This is a genomic window from Mesorhizobium sp. U510 (assembly GCF_059180695.1).
On the sequence record NZ_CP180532.1, the window covers coordinates 3,609,971 to 3,632,890 of the forward strand.

Annotated in this window: 23 protein-coding genes; 18 read left to right on the forward strand and 5 right to left on the reverse strand. The window is 62.9% G+C overall.

Features of this window, described 5'->3' with window-relative positions; all coding sequences use genetic code 11:
* The first annotated feature begins 224 nt into the window (after window positions 1-224).
* The 3 genes from dapA to ACLGL5_RS18855 all read left to right on the forward strand — a co-directional run bounded on the left by dapA (window position 225) and on the right by ACLGL5_RS18855 (window position 2,441).
* Window positions 225-1,106 carry a 4-hydroxy-tetrahydrodipicolinate synthase gene (dapA, locus tag ACLGL5_RS18845; protein ID WP_494372954.1) on the forward strand — a complete coding sequence of 294 codons (882 nt, stop codon included), beginning with the start codon at window positions 225-227 and terminating at the stop codon, window positions 1,104-1,106.
* Window positions 1,107-1,131: 25 nt separating this feature from the next.
* On the forward strand, window positions 1,132-1,611 hold the full coding sequence (gene smpB, locus ACLGL5_RS18850) for an SsrA-binding protein SmpB (RefSeq protein WP_006202221.1): 480 nt from the start codon (window positions 1,132-1,134) through the stop codon (window positions 1,609-1,611).
* Window positions 1,612-1,697: 86 nt separating this feature from the next.
* Window positions 1,698-2,441 (forward strand): glycoside hydrolase family 25 protein, encoded by a 744-nt coding sequence (locus ACLGL5_RS18855; protein WP_069091767.1) that lies wholly within the window; start codon window positions 1,698-1,700, stop codon window positions 2,439-2,441.
* A gap of 31 nt (window positions 2,442-2,472) precedes the next feature.
* Here ACLGL5_RS18855 and ACLGL5_RS18860 read toward each other — a convergent pair whose 3' ends face one another.
* The gene (locus ACLGL5_RS18860; protein WP_171903274.1) at window positions 2,473-2,835 is read right to left on the reverse strand and encodes a winged helix-turn-helix transcriptional regulator; all 363 of its coding nucleotides are present in this window, start codon (window positions 2,833-2,835) and stop codon (window positions 2,473-2,475) included.
* Between the two features lie 110 nt (window positions 2,836-2,945).
* On the opposite strand from ACLGL5_RS18860, the gene ACLGL5_RS18865 reads away from it, so the two are divergent.
* Window positions 2,946-3,959 carry a zinc-binding alcohol dehydrogenase family protein gene (locus ACLGL5_RS18865; RefSeq protein ID WP_069091768.1) on the forward strand — a complete coding sequence of 338 codons (1,014 nt, stop codon included), beginning with the start codon at window positions 2,946-2,948 and terminating at the stop codon, window positions 3,957-3,959.
* Between the two features lie 10 nt (window positions 3,960-3,969).
* Here ACLGL5_RS18865 and ACLGL5_RS18870 read toward each other — a convergent pair whose 3' ends face one another.
* The gene (locus tag ACLGL5_RS18870) at window positions 3,970-4,626 is read right to left on the reverse strand and encodes a uracil-DNA glycosylase (RefSeq protein WP_038645642.1); all 657 of its coding nucleotides are present in this window, start codon (window positions 4,624-4,626) and stop codon (window positions 3,970-3,972) included.
* Window positions 4,627-4,637: 11 nt separating this feature from the next.
* Window positions 4,638-5,219 carry a LabA-like NYN domain-containing protein gene (locus tag ACLGL5_RS18875; protein ID WP_010915096.1) on the reverse strand — a complete coding sequence of 194 codons (582 nt, stop codon included), beginning with the start codon at window positions 5,217-5,219 and terminating at the stop codon, window positions 4,638-4,640.
* A 320-nt stretch (window positions 5,220-5,539) separates the two neighbouring features.
* Between ACLGL5_RS18875 and rpoZ the strand changes: the two genes are divergently transcribed.
* From rpoZ to era, 9 genes are all read left to right on the forward strand, one after another.
* Window positions 5,540-5,941, forward strand: a complete 402-nt coding sequence (rpoZ, locus tag ACLGL5_RS18880) for a DNA-directed RNA polymerase subunit omega (RefSeq protein WP_019857193.1) — start codon at window positions 5,540-5,542, stop codon at window positions 5,939-5,941.
* Between the two features lie 128 nt (window positions 5,942-6,069).
* The gene (locus ACLGL5_RS18885; protein ID WP_019857194.1) at window positions 6,070-8,298 is read left to right on the forward strand and encodes a RelA/SpoT family protein; all 2,229 of its coding nucleotides are present in this window, start codon (window positions 6,070-6,072) and stop codon (window positions 8,296-8,298) included.
* Between the two features lie 31 nt (window positions 8,299-8,329).
* Window positions 8,330-8,908 (forward strand): orotate phosphoribosyltransferase, encoded by a 579-nt coding sequence (gene pyrE / locus ACLGL5_RS18890; RefSeq protein WP_069091769.1) that lies wholly within the window; start codon window positions 8,330-8,332, stop codon window positions 8,906-8,908.
* Window positions 8,909-8,975: 67 nt separating this feature from the next.
* Window positions 8,976-9,356, forward strand: a complete 381-nt coding sequence (locus ACLGL5_RS18895) for a VOC family protein (RefSeq protein WP_019857196.1) — start codon at window positions 8,976-8,978, stop codon at window positions 9,354-9,356.
* Between the two features lie 263 nt (window positions 9,357-9,619).
* Window positions 9,620-10,219 carry a DUF2062 domain-containing protein gene (locus tag ACLGL5_RS18900; protein ID WP_019857197.1) on the forward strand — a complete coding sequence of 200 codons (600 nt, stop codon included), beginning with the start codon at window positions 9,620-9,622 and terminating at the stop codon, window positions 10,217-10,219.
* Window positions 10,216-10,629, forward strand: a complete 414-nt coding sequence (gene acpS, locus ACLGL5_RS18905) for a holo-ACP synthase (RefSeq protein WP_064985015.1) — start codon at window positions 10,216-10,218, stop codon at window positions 10,627-10,629. Before ACLGL5_RS18900 ends, acpS begins: the two co-directional genes overlap by 4 nt.
* A gap of 78 nt (window positions 10,630-10,707) precedes the next feature.
* On the forward strand, window positions 10,708-11,457 hold the full coding sequence (lepB, locus tag ACLGL5_RS18910; RefSeq protein WP_010915103.1) for a signal peptidase I: 750 nt from the start codon (window positions 10,708-10,710) through the stop codon (window positions 11,455-11,457).
* 4 nt (window positions 11,458-11,461) lie between these two features.
* Complete coding sequence (gene rnc, locus ACLGL5_RS18915) at window positions 11,462-12,175, forward strand: ribonuclease III (RefSeq protein WP_069091770.1); 714 nt, start codon at window positions 11,462-11,464, stop codon at window positions 12,173-12,175.
* Complete coding sequence (era, locus tag ACLGL5_RS18920) at window positions 12,160-13,092, forward strand: GTPase Era (RefSeq protein WP_010915105.1); 933 nt, start codon at window positions 12,160-12,162, stop codon at window positions 13,090-13,092. The genes rnc and era overlap by 16 nt, the downstream gene beginning before the upstream one ends.
* Window positions 13,093-13,276: 184 nt before the next feature.
* Here the strand turns inward: era and ACLGL5_RS18925 are convergent, their stop codons facing one another.
* Complete coding sequence (locus ACLGL5_RS18925; protein ID WP_069091771.1) at window positions 13,277-14,782, reverse strand: winged helix-turn-helix domain-containing protein; 1,506 nt, start codon at window positions 14,780-14,782, stop codon at window positions 13,277-13,279.
* A 131-nt stretch (window positions 14,783-14,913) separates the two neighbouring features.
* Window positions 14,914-15,717, reverse strand: a complete 804-nt coding sequence (locus tag ACLGL5_RS18930) for a CPBP family intramembrane glutamic endopeptidase (RefSeq protein WP_038645647.1) — start codon at window positions 15,715-15,717, stop codon at window positions 14,914-14,916.
* A 715-nt stretch (window positions 15,718-16,432) separates the two neighbouring features.
* On the opposite strand from ACLGL5_RS18930, the gene ACLGL5_RS18935 reads away from it, so the two are divergent.
* From ACLGL5_RS18935 to ACLGL5_RS18955, 5 genes are all read left to right on the forward strand, one after another.
* A complete protein-coding gene (locus tag ACLGL5_RS18935; RefSeq protein WP_069091772.1) occupies window positions 16,433-17,584 on the forward strand; it encodes a porin in 1,152 nt (383 codons plus the stop codon).
* Between the two features lie 133 nt (window positions 17,585-17,717).
* A complete protein-coding gene (gene recO, locus ACLGL5_RS18940) occupies window positions 17,718-18,479 on the forward strand; it encodes a DNA repair protein RecO (protein WP_019857205.1) in 762 nt (253 codons plus the stop codon).
* A gap of 184 nt (window positions 18,480-18,663) precedes the next feature.
* Window positions 18,664-21,417 (forward strand): DUF2339 domain-containing protein, encoded by a 2,754-nt coding sequence (locus ACLGL5_RS18945; protein ID WP_069091773.1) that lies wholly within the window; start codon window positions 18,664-18,666, stop codon window positions 21,415-21,417.
* A gap of 161 nt (window positions 21,418-21,578) precedes the next feature.
* Entirely contained in the window at window positions 21,579-22,097 is a 519-nt protein-coding gene (locus ACLGL5_RS18950; protein ID WP_038645651.1) for an RNA polymerase sigma factor, read from the forward strand.
* Entirely contained in the window at window positions 22,094-22,885 is a 792-nt protein-coding gene (locus tag ACLGL5_RS18955) for an anti-sigma factor family protein (protein ID WP_069091774.1), read from the forward strand. The genes ACLGL5_RS18950 and ACLGL5_RS18955 overlap by 4 nt, the downstream gene beginning before the upstream one ends.
* Window positions 22,886-22,920 lie beyond the last annotated feature (35 nt).

Below are 22,920 nucleotides of genomic sequence, written 5' to 3' on the forward strand. Positions count from 1 at the left end.
TCGTAAACAAAGAGTTATCGAGGCCGTTCGAATTGCGCTTGCTGGCACCATGGCGATGCTTGCCGCGCAACCATGTCGAGACTATGGTGCGCCGCTTCGCTTTCGGTTAGAAGGCGCGCACGATAAACTGATCGACAAAACACCGATGCATGTCGCCCAAAAGTGGATACCGGTTTTGGGACAACGACATGCATAAACAAACAAGTCCCAAGGAGTTGGACGACATGCTGAGAGGCTCGCTTACTGCGCTCGTGACACCGTTCGAAAAGAGCGGGCGTTTCGACGAGAAAGCCTTTCGCGCCTTTGTCGAATGGCAGCTCGGGGAAGGCACGACAGGCTTGGTTCCGGTTGGCACCACCGGCGAGTCGCCGACGCTGTCGCATGACGAGCATCGCCATGTCGTCAAGGTCTGCATCGAGGTGGCCAAGGGCCGCGCTCCGGTCGTCGCCGGCGCCGGTTCCAACAACACGGCGGAAGCCGTCGGCCTCGTGCAATATGCCGAAAAGGTTGGCGCCGACGCTGCGCTCGTCGTCACGCCCTACTACAACAAGCCGACGCAGCGCGGCCTCTACGAGCATTTCGCCGCCGTCGCCAAGGCGACCAAGCTGCCGATCATCATCTACAATATCCCGCCGCGTTCGGTGATCGACATGATGCCGGAGACGATGGGCCGGCTGGCGCACGACTTCAAGAACATCGTCGGCGTCAAGGACGCGACCGGTAAGGTCGAGCGTGTGTCCGAGCAGCGGATGACCTGCGGCAAGGATTTCATCCAGCTTTCCGGCGAGGATGCCTCGGCGCTCGGCTTCAACGCTCATGGCGGTGTCGGCTGCATCTCGGTGACCTCGAACGTCGCACCGCGGCTGTGCGCCGAATTCCAGGAGGCGACGCTCTCCGGCGACAGCGCGAAGGCGCTTGAGCTGCAGGACCGTCTCCTGCCCCTGCACAAGGCGATCTTCCTGGAGCCCGGCGTGTCCGGCGCCAAATACGCGCTGTCGAAGCTGGGCAAGGTCGAGAATGTGCTGCGCTCGCCACTGGTCACGGTCGAGGAGTTGACCGCGGCGAAGATCGATGCGGCCATGAAGCACGCCGGCTTGATTAATTGAGGATGAGGCGCCACCTCTCCACATCATGAATCAAGTCAGAAAAGCCGATCCCAACAACAAGACCGTTGCGGAAAACCGCAAGGCGCGGTTTTCCTATGAGGTGCTCGACACGATCGAGGCCGGCTTGGTGCTGACCGGCACCGAGGTCAAGTCGCTGCGCCAGGGCCAGGCCAATATCCAGGACAGCTATGCCTCGGTCGAAGGCGGCGAGATCTGGCTGATCAATTCCTATCTGCCCGAATATCTGCAGGCCAACCGCTTCAACCACGAGCCCAGGCGGCGGCGCAAACTCCTGCTCAACAAGCGCGAGATGGCCAAGCTGTCGCAGAGCGTCGACCGTGAAGGCATGACGCTGGTGCCGCTGAAAATCTATTTCAACGATCAGGGCCGCGCCAAGCTGCTGCTCGCCGTCGGCCGCGGCAAGAAACTGCACGACAAGCGCGAGACCGAGAAACAGCGCGACTGGTCGCGCGAGAAGGGCCGGCTCTTGAAGGAGCGTGGGTGAGAGACATCAGGCGGTAGCCCTCGAAAAGCCAGGTTGGCTTCCAAATTTCGGGGAGGCGCAACCGGCAGGTACCAGGGGGGATCGCTTTGAAGAACCGGATCATCCTCTGGGGATCGATGAGCCTGGTTTTTGCAGCGATGGCCGTGGCCGGCGGCTTCTTTTACTTCCACACCTATTCTCCCGACCGTAACAAATATCCGGTCAGGGGCATCGACGTCTCGCATCATCAAGGCCAGATCGACTGGCGGCGGGCTGCCGCCGACGATGTCGCCTTCGCCATCATCAAGGCGACCGAGGGGGGCGATCATGTCGATCGCGCTTTTGCCACCAATCTACGTGAGGCCCGTGCGGCCGGCATCGCCGTAGGCGCCTATCATTTCTTCACCTTCTGCCGGCCCGGCGCCGACCAGGCGAAGAATTTCATCTCGGTGGTACCGCACGATCAGCCCTTGCTGCCGCCGGTGGTCGATGTCGAGTTCGGCGGCAACTGTCCGCAGCGCCCATCGCCCGAACAGTTGAATGCCGAACTCCAGGCTTTCCTCGGACCTGTCGAGGCGGCGTTCGGCAAGACGGCGATCGTCTATCTGACCGATGAGGCTGAGGCTGCCTATGCCGGGCAGATCGCTGCTCGCCCGCTCTGGCTTCGCTCGCTGCTGGTGGAACCGGACCGCCACGACTGGGTCTATTGGCAGTACCACAACCGGGGCCGCGTGGATGGCATCGAGGGTGACGTCGACCTGAACGTTCTGCAGGGCGGGCCGGCCGTGCTGGCCGCGCTGTCCACAGCATCACCGGGATCGATCCTTCCGGAAGCTCCGCCATCCCCGTGAACTCATTCAGGGGACAGCGCTCACTGCCGCTTTATGCTGCAGCCTGCGAAACCTGCGGCGCCAGCGTCACATTCGCATCGCCCCACTCTTTCAGGGCTGTGATCACCGGCCCCAGGCTTCTGCCACGCGGCGTCAGGCTGTATTCCACCTTCGGCGGCACTTCCGGATAGATCTTGCGAGCAATCAGCCCATCGGCTTCCAGTTCGCGCAGCTGGTTGGTCAGCATGCGCTGTGTGCAGTTGGGAATGCGCCGGCGGATCTCGTTGAAGCGCAGCGTCCCTTCGAACAGATGGTAGAGCACGACGCCTTTCCATTTTCCGTCGATATAGCGCAGCGTTCCCTCCACGCTGCAGCCAGGGCTGCAATCGAGTCGTTCATGGCGAATGCGCGGCATGACGGTATCCTTTTCGACACTATGCGCTTTATATGTGCATTCTTGCGCCTTGCGCACATAATCCGCATCTCTGCCGCATACAAAGCTCAACAGCAATTGCGGAGATCGAAATGCGCGCCGTCGGCTATCAAGTCCCAGCCCCCATCACCGATGAGGCGTCCCTTGTCGACATCGACCTGCCCAAGCCGGAGCCGAAAGGCCGTCAATTGCTGGTCGAGGTAAAGGCGATCTCGGTCAATCCGGTCGACACCAAGATACGGCGGAGTGCCAAACCCGAGGCCGGAAGCTGGCGTGTGCTTGGCTGGGACGCCGCCGGCCGTGTCGTTGCAACGGGGCCGGATGCCACCCTGTTCAAGCCCGGAGACGACGTCTTCTATTCCGGTGCGCTCGCGCCGCAAGGTACCAATGCCGAGTTCCACCTTGTCGATGAGCGCCTCGTCGGCCGCAAGCCCGGCTCGCTCGAGTATGCGCAGGCCGCGGCGCTGCCGCTGACGGCGATCACCGCCTTTGAGGCGCTGTTCGATCGCCTTGACGTGAAGAAGCCTGTCGTGGGTGCCGCGAACGCCATCATGATCATCGGCGGCGCTGGCGGCGTCGGCTCGATCGCGGTGCAGCTTGCGCGCCAACTGACCGATCTGACGGTGATCGCCACCGCATCGAGGCCAGAGACACGCGACTGGGTGCTTGGGCTTGGCGCCCATCATGTCATCGATCATTCCAAGCCGCTGGCTGCCGAAGTCGCGGCACTCGGTATCGGCGCACCGGCCTTCGTGTTCTCGACAACCAACACCGACCGGCACCTGGCCGAGATTGCCGAATTGATCGCACCGCAAGGCCGGTTCGGGTTGATCGACGATCCCCAGACGCTCGATATCAATCCGTTCAAACGCAAAAGCGTTTCGGTGCATTGGGAACTGATGTTCACTCGCTCGCTGTTCGAGACGCAGGACATGGCCGCACAGGGCGAACATCTGAACGAGCTGTCGCGCCTGGTCGACGCAAGCGTCATCCGCACCACCTTGGGTGAAACCTTCGGCACCATCAATGCCGCCAATCTGAAGCGCGCTCATGCGCTGATCGAAACCGGCAAGGCCAAGGGCAAGATCGTGCTGGAGGGGTTTTGAAGGGCGGTGGTTATTTCTGCAGGAACGCCGCGATCTCGCTGAACACGCTGACGAACATCGCCTCCGTCAAAACGCCGGTGTTGGTGTTGTAGCGCGAGCAGTGATAGCTCGAAAACAGCGTGACGCCGCCGGCCGGCAGCTGCCCGCCATGCTTGAACGGATAGGCGGCGACGGGCCCGCCCAGCGCGCGCACGGTCGACTGGTGCGCGATGGACCCAAGCGCCAGCACCGCGCGTAGCTTGGGAAAGCGTGCGATCGTCGGCACCAGGAAGCTGCGGCAGGTCGAGATTTCGGCGCCCACCGGCTTGTTCTCCGGCGGCACACAGCGCACTGCATTGGTGATCGCGGTGCCGACAAGCTCCAGCCCGTCATCGGGCCGCGCCTTGAACTCACCGCGTGCAAAGCCGTGCGCGATCAGCGTCGAGTAGAGCAGGTCGCCGGCATAGTCGCCGGTGAAGGGGCGGCCGGTGCGGTTGGCACCGCGCAGGCCGGGCGCCAGCCCGACGATCAGAAGCTGGACGCTGTCCTCGCCCTGCGGCGGCAGGAAGGTCGGCACCGGCGCGTTGAACCAGGACGGCTCGCGCTGCCGCCACTGCGCAATGAAATCATGCAGCCGCGGGCAGAGCGGGCAGTCGCGACCCGGTTCGGCTTGGGAGAGGGCGGTCAAGGCAACCGGCCTCAGTAGTCGTCCTCATCGACTTCAGCCGGTTCGGGCCGTCGCACGGGCCGCTCGGAAGGATCGCGGCCGACTTCGTTCTTCAGCGTCGTCAGGTCGATGAAATGGTCGGCCTGGCGGCGCAGATCGTCCGAGATCATCGGCGGTTGCGAGGCCATGGTCGAGACGATCGACACCTTGCGGCCGCGCCGCTGCAGCGCCTCGACCAGCGTGCGGAAGTCGCCATCGCCGGAGAAAATGACATAGTGGTCGACGACATCGGCGAGCTCCAGCGCATCGACCGTCAGTTCGATGTCCATATTGCCCTTGATCTTGCGGCGGCCGGTCGAATCGGTGAACTCCTTGGCGGGCTTGGTCACCACCTTGAAGCCGTTATAGTCGAGCCAGTCGATCAGCGGGCGGATCGAGGAGTATTCCTGATCCTCGACCAGTGCCGTGTAATAATAGGCGCGCAAGAGATAGCCGCGCTTCTGGAAACTCGACAACAGCTTGCGATAGTCGATGTCGAAGCCGAGCGCCCGCGACGTAGCGTAGAGATTGGCACCGTCGATGAACAAGGCGATTTTTTCACGTGGGTCGAACATGGAAAATATTCCTTTTCGAAAAATGCGGCCGTCTAAACGAAATGCGGTAGCGACTATCGGTCAGGCTCATAATAAACCGGCTGACCTTGTCCATTCGAGATAACGCCAGTTTGGTGGCAATCCAAGGCGTGATGCGGCAATGCAAGCAATTGTGATCGCGGCGTCGAACGAACGACGCGGGCTGTTTGCCAGATCCGGTGTTTGGGCAGGGATTGAGCACCCAATAGTCCCGCCAATGCCATGATGCTTGTATTTTGGCCGCGTTCGGGTTATGGACCGCCCCTGTTTTCCATCAAATCCAGGCATGAAAGGGGCAGTCCATGGCCCGCGTAACCGTTGAAGATTGCATCGACAAGGTCGACAACCGCTTCGAGCTGGTGCTTTTGGCCGGCCACCGTGCCCGCCAGATCAGCCAGGGCGCGCAGATCACCGTTCCTCGCGACAACGACAAGAACCCGGTCATCGCCCTGCGCGAGATCGCCGACGAGACGCTGTCGCCCGACGACCTCAAGGAAGATCTGATCCATTCGCTGCAGAAGCATGTCGAGGTCGACGAGCCCGAGGCTGAAGGCGAGGTGATCGCCGATCAGACCGGCGGCGCTGTCGCGGCCGCTGAAACCGACGATGCCGAGGACAACATCACCTTCGATCGCATGACCGAGGAAGACCTGCTGGCCGGCATCGAAGGTCTGGTACCGCCGGAAAAGAGCGACGACTACTAAGAGAGTTTTCTGGACCTGCCCGGAACGCGTTTCCGGCACTTCCGTCCCGGCAGTTTCGTGGCTATCTATGACATGCGCCGTACAGCAGTGCGGCGCATGATTCATTTCATCGCTGAGAGATTCCGCCCATGATGCGTCAGTATGAGCTTGTCGAGCGCGTCCAGCGCTACAAGCCTGACGTCAACGAGGCGCTGCTCAACAAGGCCTATGTCTATGCCATGCAGAAGCATGGCCACCAGAAGCGCGCTTCCGGCGATCCGTATTTCTCGCATCCGCTCGAAGTCGCCGCCATCCTCACTGAAATGCACATGGACGAGGCAACGATCGCCGTCGCCCTGTTGCACGACACCATCGAAGACACCACGGCGACGCGGGCCGAGATCGACGATCTGTTCGGCCCCGAAATGGGCAAGCTGGTCGAGGGCCTGACCAAGCTGAAGAAGCTCGATCTCGTCTCCAAGAAGGCCGAGCAGGCGGAGAACCTGCGCAAGCTGCTTCTGGCGATCTCGGAAGACGTTCGCGTGCTGTTGGTCAAGCTTGCCGACCGCCTGCACAACATGCGCACCCTCGACCACATGCCGGAGGCCAAGCGCCTGCGCATTGCCGAGGAGACGATGGACATCTATGCGCCGCTGGCCGGGCGCATGGGAATGCAAGGCATGCGCGAAGAGCTGGAGGAGATCGCCTTCCGCTACATCAATCCGGAAGCCTATCGCGCCGTCACCGCGCGGCTTGCCGAGATATTCGAGCGCAACAAGGGCGTGCTGACCGACATTGAAAAGGCGCTGTCGGGGCTGTTTGAAAAGCATGCCATCAACGCCGGCGTGAAGAGCCGCCAGAAGAAGCCCTGGTCGGTGTTCCGCAAGATGGAGGCCAAGGCGCTGTCCTTCGAGCAGCTGTCCGACATTTTCGGCTTTCGCGTCGTGGTCGATACGGTCGAGGACTGCTACCGCGCGCTTGGCGCCATCCACACCACATGGTCGATGGTGCCCGGCCGCTTCAAGGACTACATCTCGACGCCGAAGCAGAACGACTATCGCTCGATCCACACCACCATTGTCGGGCCGTCGCGTCAGCGCGTCGAGCTGCAGATCCGCACCCGCGAGATGAACAAGATCGCCGAATACGGCGTCGCGGCGCACTCGATCTATAAGGACACCGGCGGCAAGACGAACGGTGCCGGCCATGCGATCTCGAAGGAGACCAATGCCTATGCCTGGCTGCGGCGCACCATCGAGCAGCTTGCCGAAGGCGACAATCCCGAGGATTTCCTCGAGAACACCAAGCTGGAACTGTTCCAGGACCAGGTGTTCTGCTTCACGCCAAAGGGCATGCTGATTGCCTTGCCGCGCGGCGCCACGCCCATCGATTTCGCCTATGCGGTGCACACCGATGTCGGCGACACCTGCGTCGGTGCCAAGGTCAACGGCCGCATCATGCCGCTGATGACGGAACTGAAGAATGGCGACGAGGTCGAGATCATCCGCTCCAAGGCGCAAGTGCCGCCGGCGGCGTGGGAATCGGTCGTCGTCACCGGCAAGGCGCGCGCCGCCATCCGCCGGGCCACCAAGAACGCCATTCGCAAGCAGTATTCCGGCCTCGGCGCGCGTATTCTCGAACGCGCCTTCGAACGCGCCGGCAAGAATTTCACCAAGGAAAGCCTGAAGCCGGTGCTGCACCGGCTGGCGCGCAAGGACATCGAGGACGTGCTGGCGTCCGTCGGTCGTGGCGAACTTGCCTCCACCGACGTCATGAAGGCGGTCTTCCCAGACTACAAGGACGAACGCGTCACGCCGGCCGCGCCCAAGCAGCGCGAGGAGGGCTGGTCGAAGATCCGCAACGCCGCTGGCATGCTGTTCCAGATTCCGGGCCGGGCCGCGCGCAAGGACAAGGACCAGCCGCGTGACGGCGCCGTGCCGATCCGCGGCGTACGCGGCGACCTGCCGGTGCGCTTCGCGCCGGAGGGTGCTGTGCCCGGCGATCGCATCGTTGGCATCGTCCAGCCGGGCACCGGCATCACCATCTATCCGATCCAGTCGCCGGCGCTGCAGGCTTTCGATGACCAGCCCGAGCGCTGGATCGACGTGCGCTGGGACATTGACGAGCGCACCAAGGAGCGCTTCCCCGCGCGTGTCTCGGTCACCGCCATCAATGCGCCGGGCTCGCTCGCCGATATCGCCCAGGTCGTTGCGTCCAATGACGCCAACATCCATACGCTGTCGATGGTGCGCACGGCGCCCGACTTCACCGAAATGCTGATCGATCTCGAAGTCTGGGATCTGAAGCACCTCAACCGGCTGCTGTCGCAGCTCAAGGACAATTCGAGCGTCAGCGACGCACGGCGTGTGAATGGCTGACATGGCTGATCTATCTGGGGGGCAGGCGCAGATGAAGACCGATGAAGTGCTGGGCATTTTCCGCGAGGCGGGTGCTGTTCTGGAGGGGCATTTCATCCTGACGTCGGGCCTGCGCAGCCCGGTCTTCCTGCAGAAGGCGCGGGTGTTCATGCATGCCGACAAGACCGAGCGGCTTTGCAAGGCGCTGGCCGAAAAGATCCGGGCAGCGGTGCCAGGCAAGATCGACTATGTCGTCGGCCCGGCGATCGGCGGCCTGATCCCGGCCTACGAAACCTCGCGCCATCTCGGCGTGCCGGCGATCTGGGTCGAGCGGGAAGGGGGCGAGTTCCGCCTGCGCCGCTTCGAGATCGCCAGGGGTGCGCGCGTCGTCATCGTCGAGGATATCGTCACCACCGGCCTGTCGATCCGCGAAAGCATCGAGTGCCTGCGCGAGCTTGGCGCCGAGGTGGCGGCGGCCGCCTGCATCATCGACCGTTCCGCCGGCAAGACCCATGTCGGCGTGCCGCTGATCGCGCTCGCCGAATACGAGGTTCCGGCCTATCCGCCGGACCGGCTGCCGCCGGAGCTTGCCGCGATACCGGCGGTCAAGCCTGGCAGTCGCAATATCTGACCATGCATGTCGCCCAAAAAGTCTGCGGCGGTTTTGGGAGTGACGACATGCGTGAAGGCAATTCGAAATGATCGTCGGGATCGACCATTTCGTGCTGACAGTGGCGTCGCTCGAAGCGACCTGCGCCTTTTACCAGCGCGTGCTGGGTTTCGAGCGCATCGACACGCCGGGCCGGCCGACAGCGCTGGCTTTTGGCGGCCAGAAGATCAATGTCCACGAGATCAGCCGCACTTTCGAGCCGAAGGCAAAGGCGCCGACGCCAGGGTCAGGCGATTTCTGCCTGATCACCGAACGGCCGCTCGACGAAATCCGCGCCCGTCTCGAAGCCAATGGCGTCGTGCTCGAACTGGGGCCGGTCGAACGCATCGGGGCGCGCGGTCCGATGATGTCTGTCTATTTCCGCGATCCGGACGGCAATCTTGTCGAAGTCAGCCAGTACTTGCGGTAGTGTCTCAGACATCCGGCTGCGACAATAGGCCGAAGCCATTCTCAAATTCGCCGCGATTGTCAGGTGTTGGAGACGTGAACCTTACCAAAGATTATGGTGGCGCGGCCGCTGCACAGGTAGCCTTCGGTTGTTGTCGGGGTTGCGGATCGCTATATCAAAGTCGCGATTGCCTTCGGGTGACCGTAAAGCGCAAGATGTGGCGGTTGAAGTCCGGCTGAAGACAGCCGGAACGCAAGCTGTAACGTATCGGGAATAGGAAGAGAGTGCTTTTTCGTCGCCGCAAGCCTGATGGTCTTTTGGAGCGGGTGCGCACCTATCTGTGGCCGCGCCGCTCGTTCTCGCGCTCGCTGCAGTATTTCTCCAAGCGCATCCTGCGGCTGAAGGCCACGCCGCACGCGGTGGCAGCCGGTGTGGCGGCTGGTGTCTTCGCTTCATTCTTTCCCGTGGGCTTCCATTTCATCATTGCCGCCGTTCTGTGTTGGGTGATCGCCGGCAATCTGGTGGCGGCGGCACTGGGCGCTGTTTTCTTCGGCAATCCGCTGACTTTTCCCATTCTGTGGGGCGCGTCCTGGGAAACCGGCAAGCTCATCCTGCACGATCGCCTGCCGGCACATGGTCCGCCGGCGCATCTGGGCGAGATGCTGCACACGCTTTCTTTCGCGAAACTGTGGCATCCCGTGCTGGAACCCATGCTGATCGGCGCGGTGCCGCTCGGGCTGGTGTTTGGCCTCCTGTTCTACGGCGTCACGCGCTGGGGCATGAATGTCTTTCGCGAGCAGAGGCGCAAGCGGCTGGCCGAGCGCGCAAGCCGCCGCCAGCAACCGCCTCATCCTGGAGCAAGCATTGGTTCCGCTACGCGATGATCATCGGTGTAGGCAGTGATCTGATCGATATCAGGCGCATCGAGAAATCGCTGGAACATCACGGCCAGCGCTTCGTCCAGAGGATCTACACCGAGGTCGAACAGGCGCGTTCGGAAAACCGACGAGCCCGCGCTGCCTCCTACGCCAAGCGCTTCGCCGCTAAGGAGGCCTGCGCCAAGGCACTGGGTACGGGCATGGCGCAAGGCGTGTTCTGGCGCGACATGGGTGTCGTCAACCTGCCCAGCGGCGCGCCGACCATGGCGCTGACCGGCGGCGCGCTGGCCCGGCTCGAAAAAATCCTGCCCCCAGGGCACAGGGCGGCGATCCACCTCACCATCACCGATGATTTCCCGCTCGCTCAAGCCTTTGTGATCATCGAGGCGTTGCCCGTCGAACAAGCGCCACATTGATTGCATCTGACGACCGGCATTGACGTTGCCCAGCGCGCGCCGAGACTCTATACCATCCAACGCACAATCGAGGACGACATGAGCGTGGCTGAAAAATCCCAGAAGAAATCCGGCGGGCTTGGCGAAACCGTCAGCGTCATCGTCCAGGCGCTTTTGCTCGCGCTGGTCATCCGCACGCTGTTATTCCAGCCCTTTTCGATCCCGTCGGGATCGATGCGGCCGACGCTTCTGGAGGGCGACTATCTGTTCGTCACCAAATGGTCCTACGGCTATTCGCGCTATTCGCTGCCGTTCGGGCCTGACCTCTTCTCGGGCCGCATCTGGGGCTCCGAGCCCAAGCGCGGCGACGTTGTGGTGTTCAAGTTCCCGCCGGATCCGTCCGTCGACTACATCAAGCGCGTGGTCGGCCTGCCCGGCGACAAGATCCAGATGAAGAATGGCCAGTTGTTCATCAACGGTGTCGGCGTGCCGCGCGTAAAGACCGGCCAGATCGACAATCCCGATATCACCGAAATGCCTCAGCCGATCGACGTCTACCGGGAAACCCTGCCCAACGGCGTCAGCTACGACACGCTCGACCTCAATCCGAATTCGATCGGCGACAACACGCGCGAATTCGACGTGCCGCCCGGCCACTATTTCATGATGGGAGACAACAGGGACAATTCCGCCGACAGCCGGTTCACCGTCGGCTACGTTCCGGCTGAGAACCTGGTTGGTCGCGCCAACCTTGTCTTCTTCTCGATCGCCGGCAAGGCGAGCCCTCTCGAAATCTGGAAATGGCCGTCGCTGATGCGCGTTTCGCGCCTGTTCCATTTCGTCAACTAGGGTCATGGCGGCAACAAGACGGTTGACCGCCGATGCGCTCGCCGAAGCGCTGGTGGAACGCACGGGCCACGCCTTTGCCGACCGCCAGCGCCTGCAGCGCGCGCTGACCCATGCCAGCGCCCGCGGCGTCAATGCCGGCACCGATTACGAGCGTTTCGAGTTTCTCGGCGACCGGGTTCTGGGCCTCGTCGTTGCCGATATGTTGCTGGCGGCGTTTCCCGATGCGGCGGAAGGCGAATTGTCGCTGCGGCTCAATGCGCTGGTCAACGCCGAGGCGCTTTCCGAGATAGCCGAACATATCGGGCTGCCGGACCTGATCCGCGCCGGATCGGATGTGCGCGGGGTGGAGGGGCGCAAGCGCGTCAATCTGCGCGCCGATGCCTTGGAATCGCTGATCGCCGTGCTCTATCTCGACGGTGGCCTCGAGGCGGCACGCGCCTTCATTCACAAATACTGGCGCCCGCGTTCGCAGGCTTCCGGTGCCGCGCGCCGCGACGCCAAGACCGAATTGCAGGAATGGGCGCATCAGGCGGCAAGTGCCGTTCCGGCCTATCAGATCGACAGCCGCGAGGGGCCGGACCACGATCCGTTGTTCACCGTCAGTGTCAGGGTCGGTGCATTTCAGCCGGCGACCGGCAGCGGTCGTTCCAAACGTGAAGCGGAGCAGGCAGCCGCAGCTGCCCTTCTGTTGCGCGAAGGTGTATGGAACGCGGCATGACCGATATTGAAACTGCTGAAACCCCCGCCACGCATTCCGGCTTCGTCGCGCTGATCGGCGCGCCGAATGCCGGCAAGTCGACGCTGGTCAACCAGTTGGTCGGCGCCAAGGTGTCGATCGTCACCCACAAGGTGCAGACGACGCGTGCCATCGTGCGCGGTATCGCCACGCATGACAATGCGCAGATCGTCTTCGTCGACACGCCCGGTATCTTCAAGCCCAAGCGGCGTCTCGATACGGCGATGGTGACCACCGCCTGGGGCGGCGCCAAGGATGCCGATATCGTGCTTTTACTGATCGATGCCGAACGCGGCATCCGGGGTGATGCCGACGCCATCCTCGAACGGCTGAAGGATGTGCGCCAGCCGATGGCGCTGATCCTCAACAAGGTCGATCGGGTGAAGCACGAGACGCTTCTGGCCCTGTCCGCGGCGGCAAACGAGAAAGTGCCGTTCAAGCGCACCTTCATGGTCTCCGCACTGACCGGCTCCGGCTGCAAGGACCTGCTCGACTATCTGGCGCAGGCTCTGCCGGCCGGCCCCTGGTACTATCCGGAAGACCAGATTTCCGACCTGCCGATGCGCCAGCTCGCGGCCGAGATCACCCGCGAAAAACTCTATCTGCGGCTGCATCAGGAACTGCCCTACTCCTCGCATATCGAAACCGAGAAATGGGAAGAGAAGCCGGACGGCTCGGTGCGGATCGACCAAACCATCTATGTCGAGCGCGACAGCCAGAAGAAGATCGTGCTCGGCCACAAGGGCGAAACCATCCGCGCCATCGGCCAGGCGGCACGCATGGAGATCGCAGGTATCCTCGAGCAGAAGGTGCACCTCTTCCTGTTCGTCAAGGTGCGCGAGAACTGGGGCGATGATCCCGAGCGTTACCGCGAGATGGGGCTCGAATTCCCGCACTAGAGCAATTCCAGGAAAAGTGTGAGCGGTTTTCCGTCCGGAATTGCGTCAAAACAAAGAGTCAGAGTGGTTCGCCGTTTCCATGAAACGGTGAAACGCTCTAGCGGCCTTTGGATAGCAAGCTTACCATTGACACGGCTTTGGTCCGCCGGGGGCCTGTTCCCCGCAAGTGGAAAGGAACATCAGACTACCGCGGCTGTCCAAGCGCCAGCAACACGCCATTGGCGAGATGCTCCGCGTCAGCCCTGTTTTCGAACGGAACGACAGACCTCGCATACTCGACCGACGAGAAATCGGAGCCATCGGCGTTGACCAGCGCGGCCTGGCGCCTTGCCGCTTCCATGTTGCCGAGCTGCGCATAGCACGCGGCAAGTCGCGTTCGGATCCATGGCGTCGGCCGCGTCGCCAGTTCCAGCGCCTCGGCGGCCGGCCTGTACTCACCCAGCATGTAGAGCGCCAGCGATCGATCGTACTGGTACCAGTGCGGATTGAGCGGATCGATCCTGATCGCGCGCGCCAGCCAGGCAAGCGCCTCGAGCGCCCGCCCGCGCATGGTTAGCAGATGCCCCATCTGCCCGATGCATTCGGCGTCGCCTGGATTGAGCTGAAGCGCGATCCGCAAATGATGCTCGGCCGCCTCGTGGTCGCGCAGGCTGAGCCGCACCAGTGACTGAATGCGGTGTGCGGTTGCCTGATCGGGGGACAACGCAATACCCTTGTCGGCAAGGTCGCGGGCCTTCGCCAGCAGGGCATCGCTGGTGGGTCCGAATTCGCTGTTCAGCACATACGACAGCGCCAGATAGGTATGGGCGAGGCCATAGCCCGGATCTTTGGCTATCGCGGCCTCGAACAGCTCTGCCGCTCCTTGCAGGTCGCTCTGCGCCGGGTCGCGCAGCAAGGCGACGCCGCGCAGCACCAGCTCATAGGCGGCCAGGCTGGTTACCGGTCGTCGTGCGGCGCGCTGCAGCCCGGCATTGGTGACCCGCACCACCAGCCGGCCGACGATTTCCTCGACAATATCCTGCTGGATGGCGAACAGCCCGGCAGCCTCGGCCTGATAGCGATCGCCCCAGATCTGGGTGGCGCTGGCTGCATCGACAAGATTGACCGCGGCGACGATGCGGTCCGCCTGCCGCCGCACCGAGCCCTCGACAAGATAGTCAGCGCCGATGCGCGAGCGGATGGCCGGCCATTCGGCGGGCGAATGGGACGCAAACGAAAAGCTTGAGTTGCGCGCCAGCACCGTCACCGTGCCGAAGCGGGCGAGGCTGTTGATAATGTCTTCTGCAAATCCGTCGACGATTGCGTCGTCGGCCGGATCCGCGCTGTCATTGCGGAATCTAAGCACCGCCACGATCGGCTGTGCGCCAGGTTCGCGCACCGCTTCAGTCTCGGCCACCAGCATGTAGCCACGCTTCGACACCGTTCGCACCAACTCTTCGCCGAGTACCTTACGGATTTCGCGCACCGATTGCGTCAGCGAATCCTCGGTGACGAAAACGCCTGGCCAGACCGTGTCCATCAGTTCTGATTTCGGCACCACGCGGCCGATGTTGCGGGCCAGGTGCGTCAGCAACGCATAGGACTTCGGCCGCAGAAAGGCCGGCTGGTCGGCCCGGCTGAGCGTGCCCTTGCCCAGATCGAGCGTGAAACCGCCGAACTGAAAAATCTGGTCGGTGGCCAAGACCGCCATCAAAAGGCCTGCTCCGTGGAAGCCATGCCGGCATTGGGCTATGGCTGACGGGCTGGGTCAAGACCCATACGTGTCCAGCGGCCGACGAAGAGGCGCGGCGCCCGGCTTCGGACACCGCGCTCAATACGAGCCTAGACCGCGCCAGCCACGGCGAGTTGCGTCCTTGGCCGCCGGACGAAGCTTTCGGTGCCGTAGTAAGCGACGATGGCCACCGCGATGATTGCCCAGATCGCCACGGCGATCCACTGCTGCTGCACATAGTCACCGCCGATGAACACCTTGCCTAGGAAACGGACGCTGTTCTGGTGCGTGACGTGCATGATGATGGCAAGAAGCACGCTGCCGGTGTTCTGATAGAGCCAGGTGAACACCACGCCCGCCAGGACGACGTTGATCGTGCCGTAAAGGCTGAGGTCGCCGACAAGCCCGAGCGGGAAGTGCCAGATAGCCCAGATCACACCGAGGATCAGGCTGCCGGCGAGTGCCGGCTGACTGGCAAGCAGACGTGGCGTTGCAAAACCGCGCCACCCCGGCTCTTCGCCGAGCGGGCCGCTGAAGAGAGCGTAGAGCGCAATGATCGGCAGCATCTCGGACAGCGCCGGGACGTTGCTCCAGGCCGGCGCCGCTGCGCCAAGCATCGGATTGATCAGGATCGAGGCCAACTGCGTTCCGAACGGCAGGCCGAACGCCACCAGATACCATATCGGACGAACCCGCCACCTCACCATCGCGCTGAGGATGGCCTTGACCGAACTCCAGCCGCCGGAGACAGCCGCGACGACAAAGCCTGAGACCATCGGACCGAACGTGAACCAGGGAATGCTGTCGCCATTCGACATGTAGAACGGAATGAAGGCCAGCCAGGTGAGGCCAATCGTCAATGAAAAGAAGGCAGTCAGCTGGTGCCTTCGCACCAGGCTCAACAAGGAAGTCATCGCAGGTCCTCTCAGCGGGCAGGGATCTATGAGAGGTCGCCGGACTGCCCGATCGGTCGACATGCCTCTGGAAACAACCCAGCCGAATTGTTCAGCAGGCCGTGTTGGCCACATCGGCCGACCCAGGATTTTTGGCGCTTTTGCAGCCAAGAATCCCGAGCGCTTTCTGAAAGATTTCCGATTTTATGGCGGGCCGAGCCTGTTTGCGCCGTGTCCAGTCTGCTCCGTCACGCGATTATCAATGGGGCAGCATTCCAGGCGATGCTGGTTTGCCTCGGCAAAGCCGATCGGCTGCGCCGGCATCGTCGCAGCACTGGCGTGCCCTCAAACGATGATGAATTGCCATGGTCATTTCTGCGAAAAGCAATAAGGATATCTTCGAAAAGTCGATGTTATATTGGCGACTGCAGCGGACGTGCCAAAATACATTGCCTCGAGAATATGGTTAGCCGAGAAATTTTCGGCATATATATTTATTTTATGACGTTGTTCCGATTGTGCCGCAGCTAGTGTTATTTGTGCAACACGGCATAAAACTGTTCCGTGAATCGCCGTTATTTTCAAAACCGTCATTGAAGGCGGAAGATTGATGGGTATGTTCGCCGCGAAAAGGGGACGCGGTGCGCGCCTTTTTCGTTGTGGAGGTGAGGCGGGAAAACATATCCGCCAGCCACAAATCCGAAGCCATTTAAACTATGACTGGAGAGGTCAGAAAATGAACATCAAGAGCCTCCTTCTCGGCTCAGCCGCGGCCCTGATCGCGGTCTCCGGCGCTCGCGCCGCCGACGCGGTCGTCGTCGCCGAACCGGAACCCGCCGAATACGTCAAGATCTGCGACGTCTACGGCGCCGGCTACTTCTACATCCCCGGCACCGAGACCTGCCTGCGCATCGGCGGCTATCTCCGCTATGACATCGGCGTCGGCGATTCGGGCACGCTGGATGGTGTCAACAACGTTGCCGATCACATGGGCGACGGTAGGCACGACACCTACTACAAGAACATGCGCTTCGCGCTGAGGACCTACACCGGTCAGGAAACCGAGCTCGGTACGTTGAAGACCTTCACCGAGACCCGCTTCCAGTTCGGCAACAAGTCTGGTGACTATACTGGCGGCGCCACCGACTGGCAGGCTGTTAACAAGGCGGTAACGCTGAACTTCGCCTGGATCCAGCTCGGCGGCCTGCGCGTCGGTAAGGACGAGACGACGTATGACTCGTTCATCGGCTACGCCGGCAATGTCATCCAGGACACCATCATCCCGTATGGTATCAAGGACACCAACCTTATCAGCTACTATTTTGACGCCGGCAGCGGCTTCTCGGGCGTCGTCTCGCTCGAAGAAGGCACCGATGCTTCGGGCATCAGCGACACGATCGACAGCTACGTTCCGCATGTCGTCGGTGGCTTGAAGTACAAGGGTGACTGGGGTGCGATCACCGGTGTCGTCGCCTATGACAGCAACTACGAGGAAGTGGCCGGCAAGGTTCGCTTGGATGTCAACGTCACCAAGGAACTGGCCCTTTTCGTCATGGGCGGCTATGGCACTGACGATAATCTCCGCGACTTCTCCAAGGGCCGTGGCCAGTACAAGCCGTGGGGCGGCAACTGGGCCGTCTGGGGTGGCGGCACCTACAAGTTCAACGACAAGACCGCGTTCAACGTCCAGGTTTCGGCTGACGACGACAAGAACTACGCTCTTGCGGCGAACGTCGCTTACACCATCGTCCCCGGCTTCACGATCACGACCGAAGTCGACTGGGATCACTACGGCAACTATGGCAACCCGTCCCTCTACGGCAACTGGAGCAAGGCCAACAAGAAGGACAGCGTCGGCGGCATCGTTCGCTTCCAGCGCTCGTTCTAACCGATCGACTGACCTTACCAGGCCGCCCGGAGCGTATCGCTGCGGGCGGTTTTTTATGCGTGGGTGCGAGAGCCGGCCCAGGCGCCAAGCCCATACCTTGATTTCGCCACCCGATCGGTGAAAAGCTCTGGGCATGGAATGGCGCGACGAGGGAATCATTCTCGGCACTCGCAAGCATGGCGAAACCAGCGCCATACTCGAGGTGATGACCCGTGTGCATGGCCGCCATCTCGGCCTCGTGCGCGGCGGTCGCTCGCGCAAGCAGCAACCTGTTCTCCAGCCCGGCAATCGCGTCGATCTCTTATGGCGGGCGCGCCTTGACGAGCATCTCGGCACGTTCCAGGCCGAGGCGATCGAGATGAACGCTGCCAGGCTGATGGACAGCGCCGTTGCCGTCTACGGCCTGCAGACCATGGCCGCGCATCTGCGTCTCTTGCCCGAGCGTGACGCCCATGGCGGCCTTTACGAGGCGCTTTCCGTGATGATCGTCCATCTCGACGATCCCGATGCTGCCGGCGAACTGGTGGCGCGCTTCGAACTTCTGATCCTTGACGAACTTGGCTTCGGCCTCGACCTCAGCCAATGCGCCGCCACCGGCACAAGGCAGGATCTGGCCTATGTCTCGCCGAAGTCGGGCCGCGCGGTGTCGCGCGAAGCTGGCGCGCCATGGCGCGACAAGATGCTGGCGCTGCCCGCCTTTCTGCAACGCGGCTCCGGCCTGCGCGGAGATCCAGCCGCGATCGAGGACGCCTTCCGGCTCACCGGGTTTTTCTTCACGCGCCACGTCTATGAGCCGCGCGGTATCGAACAGCCCGATGCCCGCGCCGGCTTTCTCGCCGCCTTGCGCAAGCATCATGCGACGCGCAAGGCCATTGCCGGAGACAATGCCGCATGATGGAGGTCGAACTTTATCGGGGTCGGATTCGTCGCTCGGCGGCAAGCTCTTGGCTTTCGGTACCGAGACATGTTCCAGCCGCCAATCTGGCGGCGCGTTGAGTTTTTCAGCCGTTTAGCCGCCGTATTTGGATGTCAGTGAGATGAAACGTCAGTGAAAACTGGCCTGGTTTGGGGGAACCGCCATGTTTGAAAGCCTGATCGGGCTTGTCGCCATCATCGCCTTGTTCGTCATTATTTCGCGTCAGCAGAGCCGCATCGGTCTGATCGAACGCGAACTTGGCGCGCTGCGCAGTCTCGTCCTTTCAGGCGCCGTGCCGCCGGTGGCCAAGCCGGCAGAACAGATGGCGGCCGATGGCAAGGCCGAAGCGGCGCCGGTGGTCGCGGCCACGGCCGATATTGCCTCGCCGGCGGTGAGTGAACCGGTCGTACAGGCGCCGGCTACAGAAACGGAAGCTCCGGCTGGCGAGGCTGTGTCCGGCCCCTGGTCCACGAGCGAGGCTCCGAAGGCAGCAGAACCTGTCGAGCCGGTTGCAGCCTCCAAGGCCCCCGGCAAGCCGGATATCGAGACGGCACTCGGCACGCGCTGGGCGGTCTGGGTCGGCGGCATCGCGCTGGCACTGGGTGGCCTGTTCCTGATCCGCTACACAATCGAGGCTGGCATTTTCGGCCCCGGCGTGCGGCTCACCATGGCGGCGGTGCTTGGGCTGGTGCTGGTTGCCGGCGGCGAGTTCATACGCCGCACCGGCTTCAAGGTGCCGGTGCAAGGCGTTGCCGGCGCCTATGTTCCGGCGATCCTGACGGCGGCCGGTGCCTTCATCCTGTTCGGCACTGTCTATGCCGCCCATGGCATTTACGGCTTCATTGGCCCGGCGCTTGCCTTCACGCTGCTTGGGGCCATCGCTGTGGCGACGATCGCGGCTGCCCTGGTCCATGGCCTGGCCCTGGCCGGCATCGGTCTTGTCGGCGCCATGGTGACGCCGATGCTGATCGCCTCCCAGGCGCCCAACCCCTGGGCGTTGTTCGGCTACCTCGCCATCGTGCTCGCCGCCACCAGCGTCATCGCCCGCATGCGCGACTGGAAAGCGCTGGTGGCGGCGGCCTTTTTCTGCACCGGCATCTGGACCATTCTCTATATGACCAACGCGCCGGCTGCGAACCTCTCCTCCATCCTGTTCATCGACGCCGTCACCCTGGCCGTCCTCGCTTTTGTCTGGCTCGGTCGCCGTGATGAAATCGTCGCCGCCAGGGCCTTCGACTGGCCGTCCATCGTGCCTGCCCTGTTCGTTGCCTTCTCGGCGCTGGGCCTGTCGGTCGACCCAGCCTTCGCCGCGGCCGGCTATGCCTTGCCGGGCGCCGCGATCCTCGCGGCGATGGTGGCCGTCGCGCTTTATCGCCCGCTGGCGCTACCGCTGCTTTACGCCGCCGGACTGGCGACGGTCATGATCTATCTCGGCATCATCCCGCCAACCTCGATCGTGTCCGACTTTTCGGCCGGCGCACTCGGTGTCGATGGTTTGCCCGTGGCGACGTCCAATGCCCTGACCTTGCGCATCGGCATTGCGCTCGGCCTGGTCTTCATCGGCGCGGGCCTTTGGGCCGCCCGCAAATTCGCGGCATCTTCCTCGCTTCGATCCGCCTCATGGGCGGCATCGGGTATCATCGTGCCGTTGGTCATCCTGCTGGCGCTCTGGTTCACGTTCGGCAATCTCGACCGCGACTTTGTCTACGCCGCCGCCGCAGCACTGCTGGTCGTGGTTTTCGCCGCCGGTGGCGAGTGGATCGCGCGCGCCGAAGAGCCGCCGCTCAAGGGCGGCATAGCGGTGTCGTTTGCCCTCGGAGGCTCGGCGATCGCCGGCCTCTTGATGCTGCACATGGCTTTCAATTCCGGCTGGACCACCATTCTGCTTGGTGCAGCAGTCATAGTGCCGGCGATGGCCACGCGTTGGCGCTCCTACCCGGTGCTAGGCTGGATTTCGGTTGGCGCGGTGATCGCCGTGCTTGGCCGCGTCGCCTTCGATCCGACCATCGTCGGCGCCGAGTTCCTGTCGACGACACCGGTGTTCAACTGGCTGCTGCCGGGCTATGGCGTCCCGGCGCTCGCCTTTGGCTTCGGCGCCTGGCAACTCGCCCGCACCACCAATGGCCGGCCGCGCCTCGTCATGGAAGCCGCGGCGGCGCTGTTTGCGCTGCTTGCCGTCGCCATGCTGGTGCGTCACGCCATGCATGGCGGTGTCATCGACACGGGTCCGATGACGCTCGCCGAACAGGCGATCTACACGCTGATTGCCATCGGCGCCGGCGCCATCCTGGTCGCCCTCGACATGCGCTCGCCAAGTTCGGTGCTGCGCTATGGTTCGATGGCAGCGGGCGTGGTTTCGGTCGCCCTGATCGTCATCCGGCACTTCGTGGTGCTCAATCCGCTGTTTACGGACGAATCGACCGGCCGGATCCCGGTCTTCAACCTGTTGTTCCTTGCCTATCTCCTGCCGGCCGTCGCCGCCGGCGGACTGGCGCTCTATGTCAGGGGCAAGCGGCCAAAATGGTATTCGGCAATGCTGGCGCTGGTCGCGGCGCTGCTTGCCTTTGCCTATGCCACCCTGTCGGTCAGGCGGCTGTTCAAGGGTGAGTTCATCGGCCTGTGGAGCGGGCTCGGCCAGTTGGAAACCTACACCTATTCGGCGCTCTGGCTGGTGATCGGCGTGGCGCTGCTCACCGCCGGCGTCTGGCTGAAGTCGCAGGTGCTGCGCATTGCCTCGGCCGCGTTGATCGCAATTGCCGTGCTGAAGGTCTTCCTCTTCGACATGTCGGAACTGGAGGGCGTACTCAGGGCGCTGTCCTTCATCGGCCTCGGCGGCGTGCTGATCGGCATTGGCCTGTTCTACCAGCGGCTTTTGACCAGGGCGGCGAGGGAGGAGATACCGGTCGTCGAGCAATGACGGCAGGCGTTCAATCAAGCCGGGAATAAACCGGTACCCGCCAGCGTTATCTCATTGCTTGGGTGACCGGGGCGGTGGACCGCTTCGCGCTGGCCGCTTGCGTCGCGCCGGGAAGGCGCGTTGAATCGGGATCAACAAGGGCGATTTCAGAACCAGCGGTCATGGACGAAAAGAAGGCAGCAATCCTTGGCGAAATACCGCGCCTGCGCCGCTACGCACGCTCGCTGTTGCGCGACCGGGATTCTGCCGACGACCTTGTCCAGGACTGCCTCGAGCGCGCACTCGTGCGGCTCGACAACTGGCAGACGGGAGAAAGCCCCAGGAGGTGGCTGTTTACGATCATGCATCATTTGTTCATCGACCAGATGCGCAAGGTGAACCGTCGCGGCGAAGCGGCGATGCTGCCCCTGGAAGCGGGCGAGGCGGTGGCCCAGCCGGCAGAGCAGTTGGACGGCATCGCCTCGCGTGAGATCATCAACGCGCTGCAGGCAATCAGCCCCGATCGCCGTGCGGCTCTTGTCATGGTCGCCATCGAAGGCTTCTCCTATGCCGAGGCCGCCAACATGCTGGGTGTGCCCGCCGGCACGCTGATGTCGCGCATCGCGCGCGGGCGTGAGGAACTGCGCGGCTTGCTGGATGACACGGCGCGTCGCCGCGCGATAAGGATCGTCGAGAAATGATCCGCCGCGATTTTTCAGAACGTGACATCCATATGGCGCTCGACGGCGAACTGCCGGCCGACGAGCGCGCCGCCTATGATGCCTGGCTGGACGCCAACCCCGAGATGAAGGCCAGGAGCGCCCGCTTCACAGCCGACCGGGAGGCGTTGCGCTCGGCCTTTGCCGGCGTGCTGGATGAACCTGTTCCCGCGCGCTTGCGCAAGGTGGTCCTCGGCGAAGCGCCGGTTAAGGCTGCGGTGCCGCGCTCGCGCTGGTGGCTTGCCGCTGCCGCGGCGGTGCTTTTGGCCACGGGTGGATTTGGCGGCTACTTTGCCGGCATGGACGGCATCGGACAGGAGGACCCGGCGGAAGATCGGCTCGCCGAACAGGCGATTGCCGCCCATGTCATCTACGCCGCCGAGAAGCGGCATGCCGTGGAAGTGCCGGCCAGCGACAAGGATCATTTGCAGACCTGGCTGTCCAACCGGGTCGGGCTGAAGCTGGTGGCGCCGGACCTGACCGCGAACGGCTTCCAACTGGTTGGCGGCCGCTTGCTGCCGGCCGGCGACAGCAAGGCCGCGATGCTGCTCTACGAGGACGACAAGGGCGAGCGCATATCCCTCTTCGTCACCGCGGAATCGGTGGAGAATGCCAAGGGCACCTATGCTTCGGCGCAGGACGGCCCGCAGGCCGTCTACTGGCTGGACAAGGGCTATGGCTGCGCCGTCGTCGGCTCGCTGCCGCGCGAGCAATTGGCGGTCGTTGCCAAGAATGCCTATGGCCAGCTTCTGTCGGGTCTCGCAAGCTGAGTTGGCCGCAATTGTTCGCAGCCGGTGGCCTATCA

Bases quoted from the DNA above. Each gene is read 5' to 3' on its own strand.
- ACLGL5_RS18895 (WP_019857196.1), top strand. From the start codon at position 8,976: ATGATCGTCGGGATCGACCATTTCGTGCTGACAGTGGCGTCGCTCGAA.
- ACLGL5_RS18860 (WP_171903274.1), bottom strand. From the start codon at position 2,835: ATGCCGCGCATTCGCCATGAACGACTCGATTGCAGCCCTGGCTGCAGC.
- era (WP_010915105.1), top strand. From the start codon at position 12,160: ATGGAACGCGGCATGACCGATATTGAAACTGCTGAAACCCCCGCCACG.
- ACLGL5_RS18885 (WP_019857194.1), top strand. From the start codon at position 6,070: ATGATGCGTCAGTATGAGCTTGTCGAGCGCGTCCAGCGCTACAAGCCT.
- pyrE (WP_069091769.1), top strand. From the start codon at position 8,330: ATGAAGACCGATGAAGTGCTGGGCATTTTCCGCGAGGCGGGTGCTGTT.
- rpoZ (WP_019857193.1), top strand. From the start codon at position 5,540: ATGGCCCGCGTAACCGTTGAAGATTGCATCGACAAGGTCGACAACCGC.
- acpS (WP_064985015.1), top strand. From the start codon at position 10,216: ATGATCATCGGTGTAGGCAGTGATCTGATCGATATCAGGCGCATCGAG.
- ACLGL5_RS18955 (WP_069091774.1), top strand. From the start codon at position 22,094: ATGATCCGCCGCGATTTTTCAGAACGTGACATCCATATGGCGCTCGAC.
- smpB (WP_006202221.1), top strand. From the start codon at position 1,132: ATGAATCAAGTCAGAAAAGCCGATCCCAACAACAAGACCGTTGCGGAA.
- ACLGL5_RS18875 (WP_010915096.1), bottom strand. From the start codon at position 5,219: ATGTTCGACCCACGTGAAAAAATCGCCTTGTTCATCGACGGTGCCAAT.
- rnc (WP_069091770.1), top strand. From the start codon at position 11,462: ATGGCGGCAACAAGACGGTTGACCGCCGATGCGCTCGCCGAAGCGCTG.
- ACLGL5_RS18950 (WP_038645651.1), top strand. From the start codon at position 21,579: ATGGACGAAAAGAAGGCAGCAATCCTTGGCGAAATACCGCGCCTGCGC.
- ACLGL5_RS18935 (WP_069091772.1), top strand. From the start codon at position 16,433: ATGAACATCAAGAGCCTCCTTCTCGGCTCAGCCGCGGCCCTGATCGCG.
- dapA (WP_494372954.1), top strand. From the start codon at position 225: ATGCTGAGAGGCTCGCTTACTGCGCTCGTGACACCGTTCGAAAAGAGC.
- ACLGL5_RS18925 (WP_069091771.1), bottom strand. From the start codon at position 14,782: ATGGCGGTCTTGGCCACCGACCAGATTTTTCAGTTCGGCGGTTTCACG.
- lepB (WP_010915103.1), top strand. From the start codon at position 10,708: ATGAGCGTGGCTGAAAAATCCCAGAAGAAATCCGGCGGGCTTGGCGAA.
- ACLGL5_RS18945 (WP_069091773.1), top strand. From the start codon at position 18,664: ATGTTTGAAAGCCTGATCGGGCTTGTCGCCATCATCGCCTTGTTCGTC.
- ACLGL5_RS18865 (WP_069091768.1), top strand. From the start codon at position 2,946: ATGCGCGCCGTCGGCTATCAAGTCCCAGCCCCCATCACCGATGAGGCG.
- recO (WP_019857205.1), top strand. From the start codon at position 17,718: ATGGAATGGCGCGACGAGGGAATCATTCTCGGCACTCGCAAGCATGGC.
- ACLGL5_RS18930 (WP_038645647.1), bottom strand. From the start codon at position 15,717: ATGACTTCCTTGTTGAGCCTGGTGCGAAGGCACCAGCTGACTGCCTTC.